Annotated in this window: 15 protein-coding genes; 7 read left to right on the top strand and 8 right to left on the bottom strand. The window is 53.2% G+C overall.

The annotated features are described in order from the left end of the window. Positions 1-304: 304 nt before the first annotated feature. Positions 305-814 carry an SOS-induced cell division inhibitor SulA gene (gene sulA, locus ACZAHD_RS04250; protein ID WP_462455671.1) on the bottom strand — a complete coding sequence of 170 codons (510 nt, stop codon included), beginning with the start codon at positions 812-814 and terminating at the stop codon, positions 305-307. Between the two features lie 461 nt (positions 815-1,275). On the opposite strand from sulA, the gene ACZAHD_RS04245 reads away from it, so the two are divergent. Continuing rightward, positions 1,276-1,899 (top strand): TfoX/Sxy family DNA transformation protein, encoded by a 624-nt coding sequence (locus ACZAHD_RS04245; RefSeq protein WP_462455670.1) that lies wholly within the window; start codon positions 1,276-1,278, stop codon positions 1,897-1,899. Here the strand turns inward: ACZAHD_RS04245 and yccS are convergent. Both yccS and ACZAHD_RS04235 read right to left on the bottom strand, forming a co-directional pair. After that, a complete protein-coding gene (yccS, locus tag ACZAHD_RS04240) occupies positions 1,887-4,022 on the bottom strand; it encodes a YccS family putative transporter (RefSeq protein ID WP_462455669.1) in 2,136 nt (711 codons plus the stop codon). The two genes, ACZAHD_RS04245 and yccS, sit on opposite strands and share 13 nt — an antisense overlap. Positions 4,023-4,039: 17 nt before the next feature. Beyond that, a complete protein-coding gene (locus tag ACZAHD_RS04235; RefSeq protein ID WP_462455668.1) occupies positions 4,040-4,486 on the bottom strand; it encodes a YccF domain-containing protein in 447 nt (148 codons plus the stop codon). A 121-nt stretch (positions 4,487-4,607) separates the two neighbouring features. Between ACZAHD_RS04235 and helD the strand changes: the two genes are divergently transcribed. Further along, a complete protein-coding gene (gene helD, locus ACZAHD_RS04230; protein ID WP_462455667.1) occupies positions 4,608-6,662 on the top strand; it encodes a DNA helicase IV in 2,055 nt (684 codons plus the stop codon). Between the two features lie 28 nt (positions 6,663-6,690). Here helD and mgsA read toward each other — a convergent pair whose 3' ends face one another. Further along, the gene (mgsA, locus tag ACZAHD_RS04225; RefSeq protein WP_462455666.1) at positions 6,691-7,149 is read right to left on the bottom strand and encodes a methylglyoxal synthase; all 459 of its coding nucleotides are present in this window, start codon (positions 7,147-7,149) and stop codon (positions 6,691-6,693) included. A 153-nt stretch (positions 7,150-7,302) separates the two neighbouring features. Between mgsA and ACZAHD_RS04220 the strand changes: the two genes are divergently transcribed. Continuing rightward, positions 7,303-7,716, top strand: a complete 414-nt coding sequence (locus ACZAHD_RS04220) for a CoA-binding protein (protein WP_462455665.1) — start codon at positions 7,303-7,305, stop codon at positions 7,714-7,716. Between the two features lie 33 nt (positions 7,717-7,749). On the opposite strand, the gene hspQ is transcribed toward ACZAHD_RS04220, so the two are convergent. Then, positions 7,750-8,067 (bottom strand): heat shock protein HspQ, encoded by a 318-nt coding sequence (hspQ, locus tag ACZAHD_RS04215; protein ID WP_462455664.1) that lies wholly within the window; start codon positions 8,065-8,067, stop codon positions 7,750-7,752. Between the two features lie 59 nt (positions 8,068-8,126). Beyond that, on the bottom strand, positions 8,127-9,329 hold the full coding sequence (gene rlmI, locus ACZAHD_RS04210; RefSeq protein ID WP_462455663.1) for a 23S rRNA (cytosine(1962)-C(5))-methyltransferase RlmI: 1,203 nt from the start codon (positions 9,327-9,329) through the stop codon (positions 8,127-8,129). A gap of 189 nt (positions 9,330-9,518) precedes the next feature. On the opposite strand from rlmI, the gene ACZAHD_RS04205 reads away from it, so the two are divergent. From ACZAHD_RS04205 to yccX, 3 genes are read left to right on the top strand one after another with little or no spacing between them, the layout of a single operon-like run. Further along, entirely contained in the window at positions 9,519-10,073 is a 555-nt protein-coding gene (locus ACZAHD_RS04205; RefSeq protein WP_462455662.1) for a kinase inhibitor, read from the top strand. A gap of 20 nt (positions 10,074-10,093) precedes the next feature. Continuing rightward, positions 10,094-10,882 (top strand): helix-turn-helix domain-containing protein, encoded by a 789-nt coding sequence (locus ACZAHD_RS04200; protein ID WP_462455661.1) that lies wholly within the window; start codon positions 10,094-10,096, stop codon positions 10,880-10,882. 52 nt (positions 10,883-10,934) lie between these two features. After that, positions 10,935-11,216: an acylphosphatase gene (gene yccX, locus ACZAHD_RS04195; RefSeq protein ID WP_462455660.1), complete on the top strand. Its 282-nt coding sequence runs from the start codon at positions 10,935-10,937 to the stop codon at positions 11,214-11,216. Here the strand turns inward: yccX and tusE are convergent. Further along, positions 11,213-11,542 carry a sulfurtransferase TusE gene (tusE, locus tag ACZAHD_RS04190; RefSeq protein WP_462455659.1) on the bottom strand — a complete coding sequence of 110 codons (330 nt, stop codon included), beginning with the start codon at positions 11,540-11,542 and terminating at the stop codon, positions 11,213-11,215. The two genes, yccX and tusE, sit on opposite strands and share 4 nt — an antisense overlap. 88 nt (positions 11,543-11,630) lie before the next feature. Then, positions 11,631-12,290 (bottom strand): FtsH protease modulator YccA, encoded by a 660-nt coding sequence (yccA, locus tag ACZAHD_RS04185; protein ID WP_462455658.1) that lies wholly within the window; start codon positions 12,288-12,290, stop codon positions 11,631-11,633. A 267-nt stretch (positions 12,291-12,557) separates the two neighbouring features. Here yccA and ACZAHD_RS04180 point away from each other — a divergent pair, with 267 nt between their 5' ends. Continuing rightward, on the top strand, positions 12,558-14,186 hold the full coding sequence (locus ACZAHD_RS04180; RefSeq protein ID WP_462455657.1) for an ABC transporter substrate-binding protein: 1,629 nt from the start codon (positions 12,558-12,560) through the stop codon (positions 14,184-14,186). The last annotated feature ends 67 nt before the right edge of the window (positions 14,187-14,253 follow it).

The following is a 14,253-nucleotide window of genomic DNA, read 5'->3' as shown; positions in this document are numbered from 1 at the left end:
CCTCACGGTTAAATCCTTCACCCGGGGCGTGACTTGTTGTTAACTATGCTGATACATGCAGCGTAAGCCGATCACCCCTGGCGATGTAAAGTCTACAACTTAGTTCGAAACTTACAAGTGTGAACTCCGTCAGGCATATGAAAAAAAAGGGTTGTGTACACAACATTTAACAAATATGGTTAATTTTTAATCATTGGGTAAAGCCGCGAAACCGCATCAGACAGGCATTCCGCTACAAATCACCCTGTTTTGAAAAGGGTGTTGTTGTAAGCAAAAAAAATTCCAGGATTAATCCTAATTTGGCTCAATGGTACAAATTAGAGTGAATTTTTAGCCCGCTGAGTTGTCTCCCAGCCTGGTTCGTATTTCCAACCGGCCGCATGATAAACCCCATTGCATGGCCCTCTTGTGCGGCGATGACCAGGCGTTCATGCTCTTCCGCCGTCAGCTCATCTGCCAGCCAGCCAATCACCACACTGTAATTCCCTGTGCGCAGGGCACGGATCATCGACTCGACGGTATTGTAAGGAGATAGTTGATTAATCTGCATAACCTTCGATAGCGGTAATCCGGAAGACTGAACCCATTCGCGACTCAATTTCTGCTTCGGTGTCAGCCAGAGCTGCCAGCGAGACTGCTGGCCGAGTTGCTGCAGTAAAGGTAGCAGGAGCAATTGCGCCATCATCGGTTGATCTTCACGATAGACAATTTCACTGATCAGCCCGCTGGCCGGTTGTTCGACGACGTCGTGTGAGTGACGACGTACTGAAGCAGAAGTCAGTGATGAACGATTTGCGTAAGCTGAAGTAAACATAGTCTATCTCGCCTGTGAGTTACTGTATGAATGTACAGTATATCCAGCAGGAGAAAAGATCAACCTCATTTATCACTTTGTTGCTTGAAAATTGTACATGATTTTTTGTCGATTCCGCGCCAGACCGTTTTGGTGGGGAGTGCAGGCGATCGATTCATATTGACAAGCGCCACAGTAAAAGCCGATCGCCTGGCCCATGAATATAGTCACCTCGCAGAGGTTTGCCGCGCGGATAGTCCAAACTATTCACCTGCATTTCAGTGGGCAGGACTGGCGTATTTATTACTTATATATTTGGTCTTTCCGCCCGACTGTTTTCTGAAAGCACCTCGCAAAATGATGATTAAATGTTGAACAGCGTAAAAATCATCTTGCTGCAATATACGAAGTCACTTATTTTCTGTATTAACGGATCCGTTCACAAATAATCTTCTATTTACATGATTAACAAAGGAATAATCATGAAGAAAATTTCATCTTTACGGCTCCACCAACTCCAGGAATGTTTATCTCCACTCGGCAAAATAAGCTGTCGCCCGCTCTTTGGGGGTTATAGCCTTGCCATAGACGATACCGTTTTTGCTATGGTCGCCGAGGGCGAAATCTATCTTAAAATTTGTGAACAGGGCGCGGAATATCGTGTGGTGCACGCCACACCTCTTTTGACGATGCGGAAAAATGGTCGCCCGGTCTTGTTGAAATACTATCAGGTTGACGAGACTCTCTGGGGGGATAGCAAAACTCTTTTCAATCTATCGGCGTCCTCATTACAAAGTGCTCGCAATGAAAAGCGACGGCAACGTGCGTCCGGAAGATTAAAAGATCTCCCGAATATCAGTTTTCATATGGAGTTGCTGCTAATTAACGTGGGGGTGAGCGATGAAAAAATGCTCCGTCAGTTTGGTGCGGAGAAAGTCTGGCTGAAATTGCGCGAGTCAAATAAAGCACTCACGTTGAACGTTCTCTATGCGCTGGAAGGGGCGATTGCCGGAGTGCATTCTGCAGCGCTCCCGACGCAGCGGCGTCAGGAGCTTAAGTTATGGGCCAGTACTCAGCACAAAAAAATCGACGCTTACTCGGGTTGAACCGCAACCTGCTTTTGCAACCTGCAGATTTCCGGCAACAGCGCCAGCAGCAGACCAATTTGCTGAAGCACCAGCGGCTCTTTGCTGTCAGCCCGGGGCTCAAGGTGTTGGATCCGGGTCTGCAAACTATTAAGTGCCTGCTGCACCCGCTGTTCGTCGGCAGGCGTGTGGTGCAGCGCATCATCAACGTAACAGACAGCATCATCAAGCAGGGCCAGAATTTCCGCAGTCGTGAGTTTCTCCCGGTGCGCACCGAGCGCGGAAATATAGCTGGTAAAGGTATGGTTCAGGCAAAGTAAACGGAATGCCGTTTCGCGCATAGCTGAGTTTGCCCGCGGTTCCGTTGACAGGTTCGATACCACAGAAGCCAGTTCACCATCCCGGTTATGGGCATCACGACGGGCAACGCGATAGGCCAGACGATTATCGCGTCCCTGGTGATATTGTTCGAGAATGGCGTCGAGGTATCGACAGTTGGCGTTGATCGCTTGATCCAGCACCCGAGGCAGATTGCGGAACTTCCAGTCTGGCCAGATAAAGCTCACGGCTGCCCAGGCGATAGCACAGCCAATCAGCGTATCGAAAATACGCGGTAGTGCGACCTCGAAACCTTCACCTAGCAGGTTAAAGCACAGCAGAACCAGCAAAGTGATGAACATCGTCGCGTGGGCATACTGTACGTTGCGAAAAGCAAAGAACAGCACGCCAGTCAGGACAATGAGCAGCAGTTGGCCTTCAACCGATGGTACGAGCAGTAATATTGGCAGGCCTATGGCCACCCCGCTCAGGGTACCGATAATTCTTAGCGCGAGCCGATGACGGGTCGCGTTATAGTTCGGTTGGCAGACAAACAGGCTGGTCAGAAGTATCCAGTAACCGTGGTTTAACCCGGTAAACTGGATAAACGCATAGCCGGTACAGAGGACCAATGACATTCTTACCGCATGACGAAACAGCGCCGATTCTGGCGACATATTGCGACGCAGCCGCAGCCAAATATCGCTGAAACTGTTAAGTCCGTCGTCCGCGAGCAAATTTTCGGTCGCGCTGTTCGCCGGGGCACTGGTTTGTGCCGACTCAATTGTCGCCAGCTGAGCGTCAATAGCGCGGAGATTGTTAAGCAGAAAGCCCAGCGCTTTCATCTGTTCTGCCGGAACTCCGCTGGCGCGCACTCGGTCAAGGGCGGCATCAAGGTGCATAAATGCCTGCTCGAAATGGGCATCGTGCTGGTAAGGCTCGCGTAAAAGAATCGCGCGGGAGAGTTTCTGGCATGCCTGCGCCTGCATCGACAGCATCCGCTGGAAGCGGAACATCACATCGCTGTAGCGAAAATGATCGCGCAGCGTTTGGTACTGAATGTGCGATGAACTGGCGCGTTCGTGAATATCCTGAGCAACAAAGTAGTATTGCAACGTGCGGCGGGTGCCGCGCTGGCCGCGGTCGCCGCGCAGGCGCGTCAGCAGGGAGGCCTTGGTCTGATTGAGCGTCGTCACCAGTTGACCATTGGCAATGGCTAAATCATATAGCGGTGCCTGGCTCTCATCCTCAATATCCGGGTCAAACAGACGGGATTTGAGATCCAGGTAATGCGCCAACTGCTCATAGCTGCGCGCAAGATTATCCTGCAGAGGGCGGATCGGGAAAATCAGATGTCCGCAGAGCGTTAGCAGGTTATACCAGACCGCACCGGTCAGCAGAAAGAACGGCTGCAGATACCAACGATCGTAGAGCGTTACGCCCAACATGGTATAAATAGCGATCAACAAGGCGCCAAATGCGATAGTAGCGTAGCGCTGTCCCAGACCGCCGAGCAAAATAAATCCGCTGGTGGATACGGTTAACCCAAGCGCAAACAGCCATGGACAGGGAAACAGTAGCTCCACCGAGACGGAAGCAATAAAGAAACACACCAGCGTGATGGCCAGGTTGCGCAACCGACCGGCCAGACGATCGTCGAGGTCGGTCAATGCTGCGGCCACCACGCCCAGCGTCAGGGGAATGGTCAGTTTGACTTCGCCAAGCCACCATGGAACGGCGGTTGTACCGCAGAGTGCGATAAAAATCCTGGTGTTGTACAGCCAGGCGCTGTTCCATGTATAACGGCGTAGCAAGGGGCTAAGCATGGTCCTGTTCCGTCCGGTTACTGAAAACGACGACGCGCATTCGCTTCACGCGCGGCACGAGCCGTTTCGACAGAAACCACTCTACGTCCCACTGGCCATAATGCAATAGCGGCAATTTTAAAATTGGCAATACCGACCGGGATGCCGATGATAGTCAGGCATTGAGCGATACCGCTGAAAATATGCATCAGGCACAGCCACCAGCCGAAAAAGATAAACCACAAAATATTCAGAATCGTGCCACCGGCATTCAACAGGCTATTTTTACCTTGCGGTTCAAGTTCATCGACATGAATGGCTTCATTACCATAAGGCAGAAAGGAGAGTCGGGTGATTTCCCAGCATGAGCGGGTTAATGGCAGGGTGAAAATCAGGATGATGCTGACCAGCGTTGCCAGCAGCCATCCCAGCGTGGTGGCGAAACCGCCAAGGATAAAGTTCAAAATATTCAGAATGGTACGCATAAACCCTCAGTTCAGTCCTGGAGATAATAAGACCTGACCATTGTAACGTTTTTTACGCTGGAGCACCTCGTCGCTGGCGGTTAAACTTAAAAACATCCACCTGATTGAAATTCGGCATGATATGGAACTTAAAGCGACAACATTGGGCAAACGTATGGCACAGCATCCCTACGACCGGGTGCAACTGCTTAACGCGGGAGTAAAAGTCTCGGGTGATAACCATGAGTATCTTATCCCTTTCAATCAGTTACTGTCAGTTCAGTGTAAGCGCGGCCTGGTGTGGGGGGAACTGGAGTTCGTTTTACCGGACAGCAAAGTCGTGCGTTTACACGGCACCGAGTGGAATGAAACGCAGCGTTTTTATCATCATCTGAATACCCTCTGGCAGCAGTGGAGTGTGGAAATGAGCGATATTGCCGCCGGTGTTCTCCAGCAGCAACTGGAGGAGGTCGCCCGCTCCAGCGCCGAAGGTAAATGGCTGACCCGGCAGCAGGTTGCTGATATTCAGGTGAAGATTCGTCGAGCGTTGACCGGGCTGCCGATGCCGACCAGCCGTCTCGACGCTTTCGAGAACTGTCGTAAGCTGTGGCGGCAATGCCAAAGCTGGCTGGCCGATACGGAAGAGGCCCGGCTGGCGCATAATCAGGCTTTTACGGAATCGATGCTGGAACAGTATCGCGGATTTTTTGCCAGCGTCGAAACCTCTGCGCTGAATCCCGCGCAGGCGCGGGCGGTGGTCAACGGTGAGCGCGCTTTGCTGGTGCTTGCCGGGGCCGGAAGCGGCAAAACCTCCGTTCTGGTAGCGCGAGCCGGATGGTTATTAACGCGGGGAGAAGCCACCGCCGATCAGATTCTGCTGCTGGCATTTGGCCGCCAGGCGGCGCAGGAAATGGATGAGCGTATTCGCGAGCGGCTGGGCACTGAAGAGATCGCGGCGCGCACCTTTCATTCTCTGGCATTACATATTATTCAGCAAGGCAGCAAAAAAGTGCCGACCATCAGCAAGTTGGAGAGCGACAGCGCGGCCCGCCAGATGTTGCTGCTGAAAAACTGGCGCCAGCAGTGTCAGGAGAAAAAAGCGCAGGCCAAGGGGTGGCGGCAGTGGCTGGAAGAAGAGATGGGCTGGCAGGTGCCGGACGGCGAATTCTGGCAGGATAAAAAAATTCAGCGGCGAATGGCCAGTCGCCTCGATCGCTGGGTGAGTCTGATGCGAATGCACGGGGGAGTGCAGGCGGAGATGATCGCCGGCGCGCCGGAAACGGTGCGCGACCTGTTTGGCAAGCGCGTTAAGCTGATGGCACCGCTGTTAAAGGCCTGGAAAACAGCGCTGAAAGACGAAGGTGCGGTCGATTTTTCCGGGCTGATACATCAGGCGATTAATATTCTGGATAAAGGGCGCTTCGTCAGTCCGTGGAAACATATTCTGGTCGACGAGTTTCAGGATATTTCGCCGCAGCGCGCCGCCTTGCTTGCTGCGCTGCGGCGACAAAACACACAGACTTCGTTATTCGCCGTTGGCGATGACTGGCAGGCTATCTATCGCTTTAGCGGGGCACAACTCTCTTTAACCACCGCATTTAATCACTATTTTGGCGAAGGCGATTGCTGCGCACTGGATACCACTTACCGTTTTAACGGGCGTATTGGTGAAGTGGCGAACAGCTTTATACAACAAAATCCACATCAACTGAGCAAGCCATTGAACAGCCTGACGGCCGGAGACAAGAAAGCCGTGACGCTACTGGCAGAAGATAAGCTCGACGATCTCCTCGATAAGCTCAGCGGCTATGCGAAACCGGAACAGCGGATTTTATTGCTGGCGCGCTACCATCATTTGAAACCCGAGGCGCTGGAAAAAGCGGCGACGCGCTGGCCGCATCTGCAGCTCGATTTTATGACTATCCATGCCAGTAAAGGCCAGCAGGCGGATTATGTTATTGTGTTGGGGCTTCAGGATGGCGATGATGCGTTTCCGGCTCCGGCGCGTGAATCTATTATGGAGCAGGCGCTGCTGCCGCAGCCGGAAGATTTTCCGGATGCGGAAGAGCGGCGTTTGCTCTATGTCGCTATTACGCGCGCACGGCTTCGCGTCTGGTTATTGTTCAACAAAGCGCGGCCTTCGCCGTTTGTCGGCATGTTAGAGGATCTGGATGTGCCGATGGCGAGAAAACCGTAAGTGCCGGCGGGCGAGCCGCCGGCAGTAACTACTTCAGCCGGTCGGCGAGGTAACGTTGATAATCCGGGATCAGAATATCGAGAGGTTCACCGAAGGTCGGCGACAGAATAATAAAGTCGGCCGTTGAGGCATTGGTGGCTACAGGGATGTTCCACACCGTCGCCAGGCGCAGCAGCGCCTTGACGTCCGGGTCATGCGGTACGGCGTTGAGCGGATCCCAGAAGAAAATCAGTACATCGATTTTACCTTCCGCGATGAGCGCGCCGACCTGCTGATCGCCGCCCATCGGTCCGCTCAGCATCGCGTTAACCTCCAGCCCGGTTGCGCGGGAGATAAGGTTACCGGTGGTGCCGGTTGCATAGAGTTCGTGCTGTGCCAGTAGCGACTGGTGGCGCGCAACCCATTTCATCAGCATATCTTTACAGTGATCGTGAGCAACCAGCGCGATATGTTTGCGTGCGGGTAACGTACGTGTCGTCAGTTCCATATTTTTATTCCACATTTTGACCTGTAGACAGATTACTGGAAGTGACTGCTGCTGCAAGCATCCGGGCGAAAATTTTTGACGCATCCGTAAGTCAGGATGAATGGCTCGTTCGTTCTGATTAACATACACTTGGGCTAAAGAGCGGAGGATAAAATGAAAGAGAACGATATCGCAGGCATTCTCACCTCAACCCAGACGATTGCGCTGGTGGGGGCGAGTGACAAACCGGATCGCCCGAGTTATCGGGTGATGAAATACCTTCTTGAACAGGGGTATCACGTTATCCCTGTTTCGCCGAAAGTCGCGGGTACCACGCTGATGGGGCAGAAAGGCTACGCGACCCTTGGTGATGTAGCAGAAAAAGTGGATATGGTCGATGTCTTCCGCAACTCTGATGCGGCGCTGGCCGTTGCTCAGGAAGCCATCGCCATTGGTGCGAAAACGCTGTGGTTACAGCTGGGAGTGATTAATGAACAGGCGGCGGTCCTGGCGCGCGAGGCCGGAATGAACGTGGTGATGGATCGCTGTCCGGCGATTGAAATACCGCGCTTAGGGCTGGCGAAGTAAATAAAAACCCCGAGATAGCGGGGTTTTTTAATATCAGTTACGTAGCCGCGGGGCCTGCAACTGTCGGCGAATCGTTCTGGCCAGCTCGTCCATCGACGGCTGCTCCGGATGTTCATCGCTGGCTTCACTGCTTAGCTGCGCTTCCGCAAGATAGGTGTGGAGCGGCTGGCCGGCATCATCTTCCATGACCACATGATACCAGGGCGACGTGCGCAGTTCGTCATTGGCCGCAATTTCATCCTCTTCCGGCTCGGCGAGCGAGTATACGGGATCGACATCAACAACCACGCCGAGGTAGCCCAATAGCGTATGGCGAACCTGCTGGCCGATACCGAATTTGCTGGCAATCATAGGCATCTCCTGGGAAACGTTATTACCTGCTATATGCGGGCAATGTTCCGCTTTTCAAGTTACATGATGCGACAGGCAAACCCTTTCAGATACAGCCCTTCCGGGTAGGTTGCAATCACCGGGTGATCGGCAGCCTGACGGAACTGTTCTATAAATTGTACATCACGTCCGGCATCAATTGCGGCATCGGCAATGATTTTCTGAAATAAATCGGTCGCCATCAAACCCGAGCAGGAGAAGGTCAGCAGGATCCCGCCAGGATTCAAGAGCTGAATCGCTAACATGTTGATATCTTTATAGCCACGGCAGGCTCCCATCAGCTGGTTTTTGTTCTCAACGAACTTCGGCGGATCCATGACGATAATGTCAAATTTTTCCCCCTGATCGCGATATTTACGCAGCAGTTTAAAGACGTCGTCACGTACAAATTCCGCTCTGGAAAGGTCCAGCTTATTCAGCTCAACGTTTTGTCTCGCAACATCCAACGCTTCCTGGGAGGTATCCACGCTGATAACCTGGCGGCAGCCGCCCATCAGGGCAGAAACTGCGAAACCACCGGTGTAGGAGAAACAGTTCAGAACGCGTTTGTCGGCAACGTAGCGGCGGGTCGCCAGACGGCTATCGCGCTGGTCGAGGTAGTAACCGGTTTTATGGCCACCCTGAATGTCTACCAGCAACTGCATACCGTGCTCGGTAATCGGCAGCAGAGCCGGCGGCAGTTCGCCGATGACCGGACCCTGCGCCAGCTCCAGCCCCTCTTTTTTACGCACCGCGACGTCGCTACGATCGTAAATAGCGCAGTTCGGGAACAGCGTTTGCAGCGCGCTGACGATGGCGGCACGCTGGTATTCAGCGCCGGCGCTAAGCAGCTGCAGGACGAAAAAGTTACCAAAACGATCGATGGTCACGCCCGGCAGACCATCGGATTCGCCGGCGATCAGCCGATAGCTGTCAAGACCATCGCGGGCCGCCAGCCATTCGCGCCAGCTCTGTGCCTGTTGCAGGCGGCGTTCGAAAAAAGCGTTATCGATCGTTTCGTTACGATCGAAGCTCCAGACGCGAGCGCGGATCTGCGAAGCGGGTGAATACGCGCCGCGGGCCAGCCATTTTCCCTGTGAATCAACGATATCGATGGTCTCACCGGAACGAGCTTTACCTTCCATCCGGGCAACGGCGCCGGAGAAAATCCACGGATGGCGACGCAGCAGGGATTTCTCGCGTCCTTTGGTCAACACTAAGCGGGGGAAAATGGAATCTGTCATGGAGCTACCTTTAAGCAACGGGAATGTCGCACCGAAAAATGGCGCGTAGGTTAGCACATGTGACCGACGCAAGCATCATTCCACCTGCGCCGACAGGTGAGCGTTTCGGCACAAAACGCAGGCGCTTTGGCACAATAAAAACCTTCCCGCGATCTTACAGTGATTCCTCACTCAACGGAGGAAAATACGATGAAAACAGGAACCCGGTTAGCGACCATTTTAATGGCGGTTATCAGTACCAGCGCGGCAGCGGCACCATTTCGCGTCACCAGCAGCGACATGCGCGAAGGCGAGAGCCTGGCGGCATCCCAACAGTTTAATGGCTTTGGGTGCCGTGGGGGGAATGTCTCGCCACAGCTGGCCTGGGGGCATGCGCCAGCGGGAACCCGCAGTTTTGCGGTGACCGCCTACGACCCGGATGCACCCAGCGGTAGCGGGTGGTGGCACTGGACGGTTGTGAATATACCGTCGACGGTTTCCAGCCTGTCGACTGGTGCCGGAGATAAAAATAACGCTAAACTGCCTGTAGGCGCCGTGCAGGGGCGAAATGATTTCGGCTATGCGGGTTTTGGCGGAGCCTGTCCTCCGCCCGGTGATAAACCCCACCATTACCACTTTACGGTATGGGCGCTGAATACACCGACTTTGCCGATTGATGCACAGGCCAGCGGCGCGTTGGTGGGCTTTATGCTGCGCAGCCATGCTATTGCCAGCGCGCAGCTGACGGCCATGTCAGGACGCTAAACGACAGACAGAGAGCTCAAATGCGCAATATTCACTTTCAGCATAACGCGTTATCGGCGGCGGAAATCACCTCCCGGCGATTATATAAACTGCATCGCGTCAGGCTTTTTTCGCCAGCGCTGTGCCGGGTTAATCGAGGAAGTAAAATCATTGTGCAGGGGGCCAGTCAGATGCAGGTCACCCCGCAGCAACTGATTATTTTACCCGCCGACGTTGAGCTCGAGGTCATTAATCAGCCGGACAATGGACTATTTTGTTCCGACCTGCTGTCATTGACTGCAGACCTGCTCGCGGATTTTAAAGCGCGCTATTTGAGCGAGCCGCCGCCCGGCCGGCTGACATCATTATGTGCGCCGCTGACCCCTGAACTGTCGTTTATGTGGCAGAACGTGTTGCATACAGTGCGTGGGGGACTATCGACGGAGCTGCAGCACCACCAAGCGATGGGGCTGTTGCTGGCGTTGCAGCAGGCGGGATATGCCGGACCGCTGTTAAACGAAAGACAGCAGGATCTGACCGGTCAGGTTCGGCAAATTATCATGCTGTCACCGGCGGAAGCGTGGAGCGTTTCTCGGGTGGCAAAGATGTTGTTTCTGGGAGAATCGACGCTGCGCCGCCGTTTGCAGCAGGAATCGCAAAGCTTTCGCCTGATCGTTGAAGAGGTTCGCATGGTGTACGCTTTAGGCCAATTGCAGTCAACGTCGCTACCCATAGGTGAGATAGCGCTGAACAGCGGCTATCAGTCCGGGTCACGCTTTACCGCGCGTTTTCGTCAGTATTATGGCCTGTTGCCGAAGCATGTACGCTGACGAGAATTTGCTATTCTCTGCATCAGGGCAGGCCAAAAAAAGGAGTGTAACGATGGCGGTAATTTGCACAATGGCATGGGTGTATGGCTCGGTTCAGGGCGTGGGGTTTCGCTACTCGACGCAGCGGGAGGCGCTCAGCCTGGGACTGACGGGCTATGCGCGTAATCTTGATGATGGCAGCGTGGAGGTGCTGGTCTGCGGAGAAGAAGAGCAGGTTGCGGCACTTATTACCTGGCTAAAAGCCGGCGGGCCGCGCAGTGCGCGGGTTGACAGGGTTAATACCGAGCCCCATCAACCCACCAGAGAGTGGCAAAAATTTGCCATTCTTTATTAGATACACTTCACCGGTTTAGGCAGGCCGGCAATTTTTGTCGCCTGTTTGGCCGGCCCTTTCGGGAACAGGCGGTAGAGATAGCGGCTGTTGCCTTTTTCTTCGCCAAACTTATTCGCCATCGCTTTCACTAACATGCGAATGGCGGGTGAGGTGTTGAACTCCAGATAAAATTCGCGCACAAAGCGCACCACTTCCCAGTGTTCGACGGCAAGGATAATGCCTTCCTGCCTGGCAATCACTTCCGCCATGGCTTCGTTCCACTGTGTTGTTTCTTTCAGATAGCCTTCGCTATCGGTCTCAATTTCGTTGCCTTCAAAGATAAACATAATTCTTCACATACCGTTCAGACTGGCCGCAGTGTAGCAAAAAATAAGGCCCCGCATAAGCGGGGCCTGAGCACTGCGTTGGCAGAAGTTAATCCCGGCTTGCGAAGCCAAGGATACTCAGCAGGCTGACGAAGATGTTGTAAAGCGACACGTACAGGCTGACAGTAGCACGGATATAGTTGGTCTCACCGCCACGGATAATATTGCTGGTTTCAAACAGGATTGCGCCTGAAGAAATCAGGATAAACACCGCGCTGATGGCCAGGTGCAATGCCGGCAACTGCAGGAAGATGTTAGCTACCATGCCGATCAGAACTACCACCACGCCAGCCATCAGCATACCGCCGAGGAAGGACATGTCTTTGCGGGTGGTCAGCACATAGGCCGAGCAGCAGAAGAACACCAGCGCGGTGCCACCCAGCGCCAGACCAATCAAGTCACCCATGCCCGCAGACAGATAGGCGTTGAGCATTGGGCCAAGGATATAACCCAGGAAGCCGGTAAAAGCGAAGGCCGCCAGAATACCTGTCGGCTTATTGGCCAGTTTATAGGTCAGGAACATCAGACCATACATACCCACCAGCGTCAGAATCAACCCCGGAGAAGGCAGCATCAGCAGCGTACTGGCCGTTGCCGTAATGGCGGAAAATGCCAGCGTCAGACTGAGAAGGAAATAGGTGTTCCGCAGAACTTTATGCGTACTGAGCAGCGATGAACGGTCACGCGACGACGTAATAATACGATCCATGAGTCACTCTCTTATGACAGATGTAATTAATAACGAAGCATAAAAAAACCACGACGGAAGCCATAGTGCTTTTACCCATCTTTACTTAGACCCTGACGCAATCACGCAGCATATTATGCTGATGAATAATGAAAGCGTAGCGTGTTTGTGCGTTTGTCTTCGGTAACCAGATCGGAATCTGATAGGTTACTGAAAAATATTGCGTTATTACCGTTCTGTGGCTAAGTGTGGAGAAGGTACAAACGAAGCGTAATAAAGGCAAGGAATATGAAATCACAAAAATACAATCACATCACACAAACATTGTTGGCTCTCGGTTTACTCTGCACGACGGTCACGGCATTTGCCGCTCTGGTTCCCCAGGGGACGGTGCTGGCAGAGAAACAGGAACTGGTGAGAAATAACGGCAGCGAGCCGGCATCACTGGATCCGCATAAGGTTGAGAGTGACGTTGAGTTTAATATCATCAGCGATCTTTTCGAGGGGCTGGTCAGCGTCTCGCCAGAAGGTGAAGTACGGCCGCAGCTGGCGGAAAAGTGGGAAAACAAAGATAACACCGTCTGGACGTTCCATTTACGTCCGGGTATTACCTGGTCTGACGGGACCGCTATTACCGCGCAGGATATTGTCTGGAGCTGGCAGCGTCTGGTCTCTCCTCTCACGGCATCACCTTATTCCAGCTACCCGGGCAATATGCATATTGTGAACGCGCAGGAGATTGCACAGGGGAAAAAAGCCCCGGAGACGCTGGGGGTGAAGGCGGTTGATGATGCGACGCTTGAAGTCACATTAACGCAGCCGAACGCGGCGTTTTTAGCGATGTTGGCGCATCCTTCACTGGTTCCGATCGATAAAGTGCTGGTAAACCGCTTTGGTGAACAGTGGACCAAACCGGAGCATATCGTGACCAGCGGCCCGTATAAGCTGTCCGCGTGGGTAGTGAACGAGCGTATCGTGGCCGAACGTAATCCGCGTTATTGGGACAATGAGCATACGGTCATCAATAAAGTGACCTGGCTGCCGATTCATTCAGAAGCGGCGGACGTTAACCGCTATAAAGCGGGTGAAATCGATATTGTTTATACGGTACCGATTAACCAGTTCGCTCAGCTTAAAAAGACCATGGGCGATCAGCTGAACGTGTCGCCACAATTGGCGACTTATTATTACGAGTTCAATACCACCAGGCCGCCATTTAACGATCCGCGTGTCCGGTTGGCGCTGAACATGGCGCTGGATAAAGACATCATTGCTGAAAAAGTATTGGCGCAGGGACAACGCCCGGCCTGGCTGATTAGCCAACCTGATATTGGCGGCGTAAAACTGCAGAATCCGGATTACGCCAGTTGGCCGCGCGATAAACGCATTGCCGAAGCCAAAAAACTGCTGAGCGAAGCGGGGTACTCGGATAGCCACCCGCTGGTGTTTAATCTGCTGTACAACACCTCGGAATCACACCAGCGCGTGGCGATTGCCGCCAGTTCGATGTGGAAGAAAAACCTCGGTGTAGAAGCGAAGCTGCAAAACCAGGAGTGGAAGACGATGCTCGACACCATGCACACGCATAATTTTGACGCGGTGCGCTATGCGTGGATTGCCGATTACGACGATGCCGCTACTTTCCTGAATAACTTCCGCACCGGTGATAGTGAGAATACCAGCCAGTACAGTAATCCTGCCTATGATGAAGCCTTAAAGAACGCCGCTAAAGCGTCGGATGTGGTAACGCGCGGCAAGTACTACCAACAGGCAGAGGATCTTTTGGCGAAAGATGTGCCGGCGGTTCCGGTTTATCACTATGTTCGTACGCACCTGGTGAAGCCGTGGGTGGGGGGATTTACGCCTGATAAGCTGGGATACTATTTCACCAAAGATATGTACATCAAAAAACATTAACCGCAGCAGCACGGTTGACGTTGGTTTTTTGTGCGAACTGACTGAATTTCAGACGAATAACACGTTT

The sequence above is a fragment of the Raoultella sp. genome, assembly GCF_039594335.1.
GTDB lineage: Bacteria > Pseudomonadota > Gammaproteobacteria > Enterobacterales > Enterobacteriaceae > Klebsiella.
The sequence above is the reverse complement of the archived record's forward strand: the minus strand, read 5'-3'. Positions and strand labels throughout refer to the sequence as shown.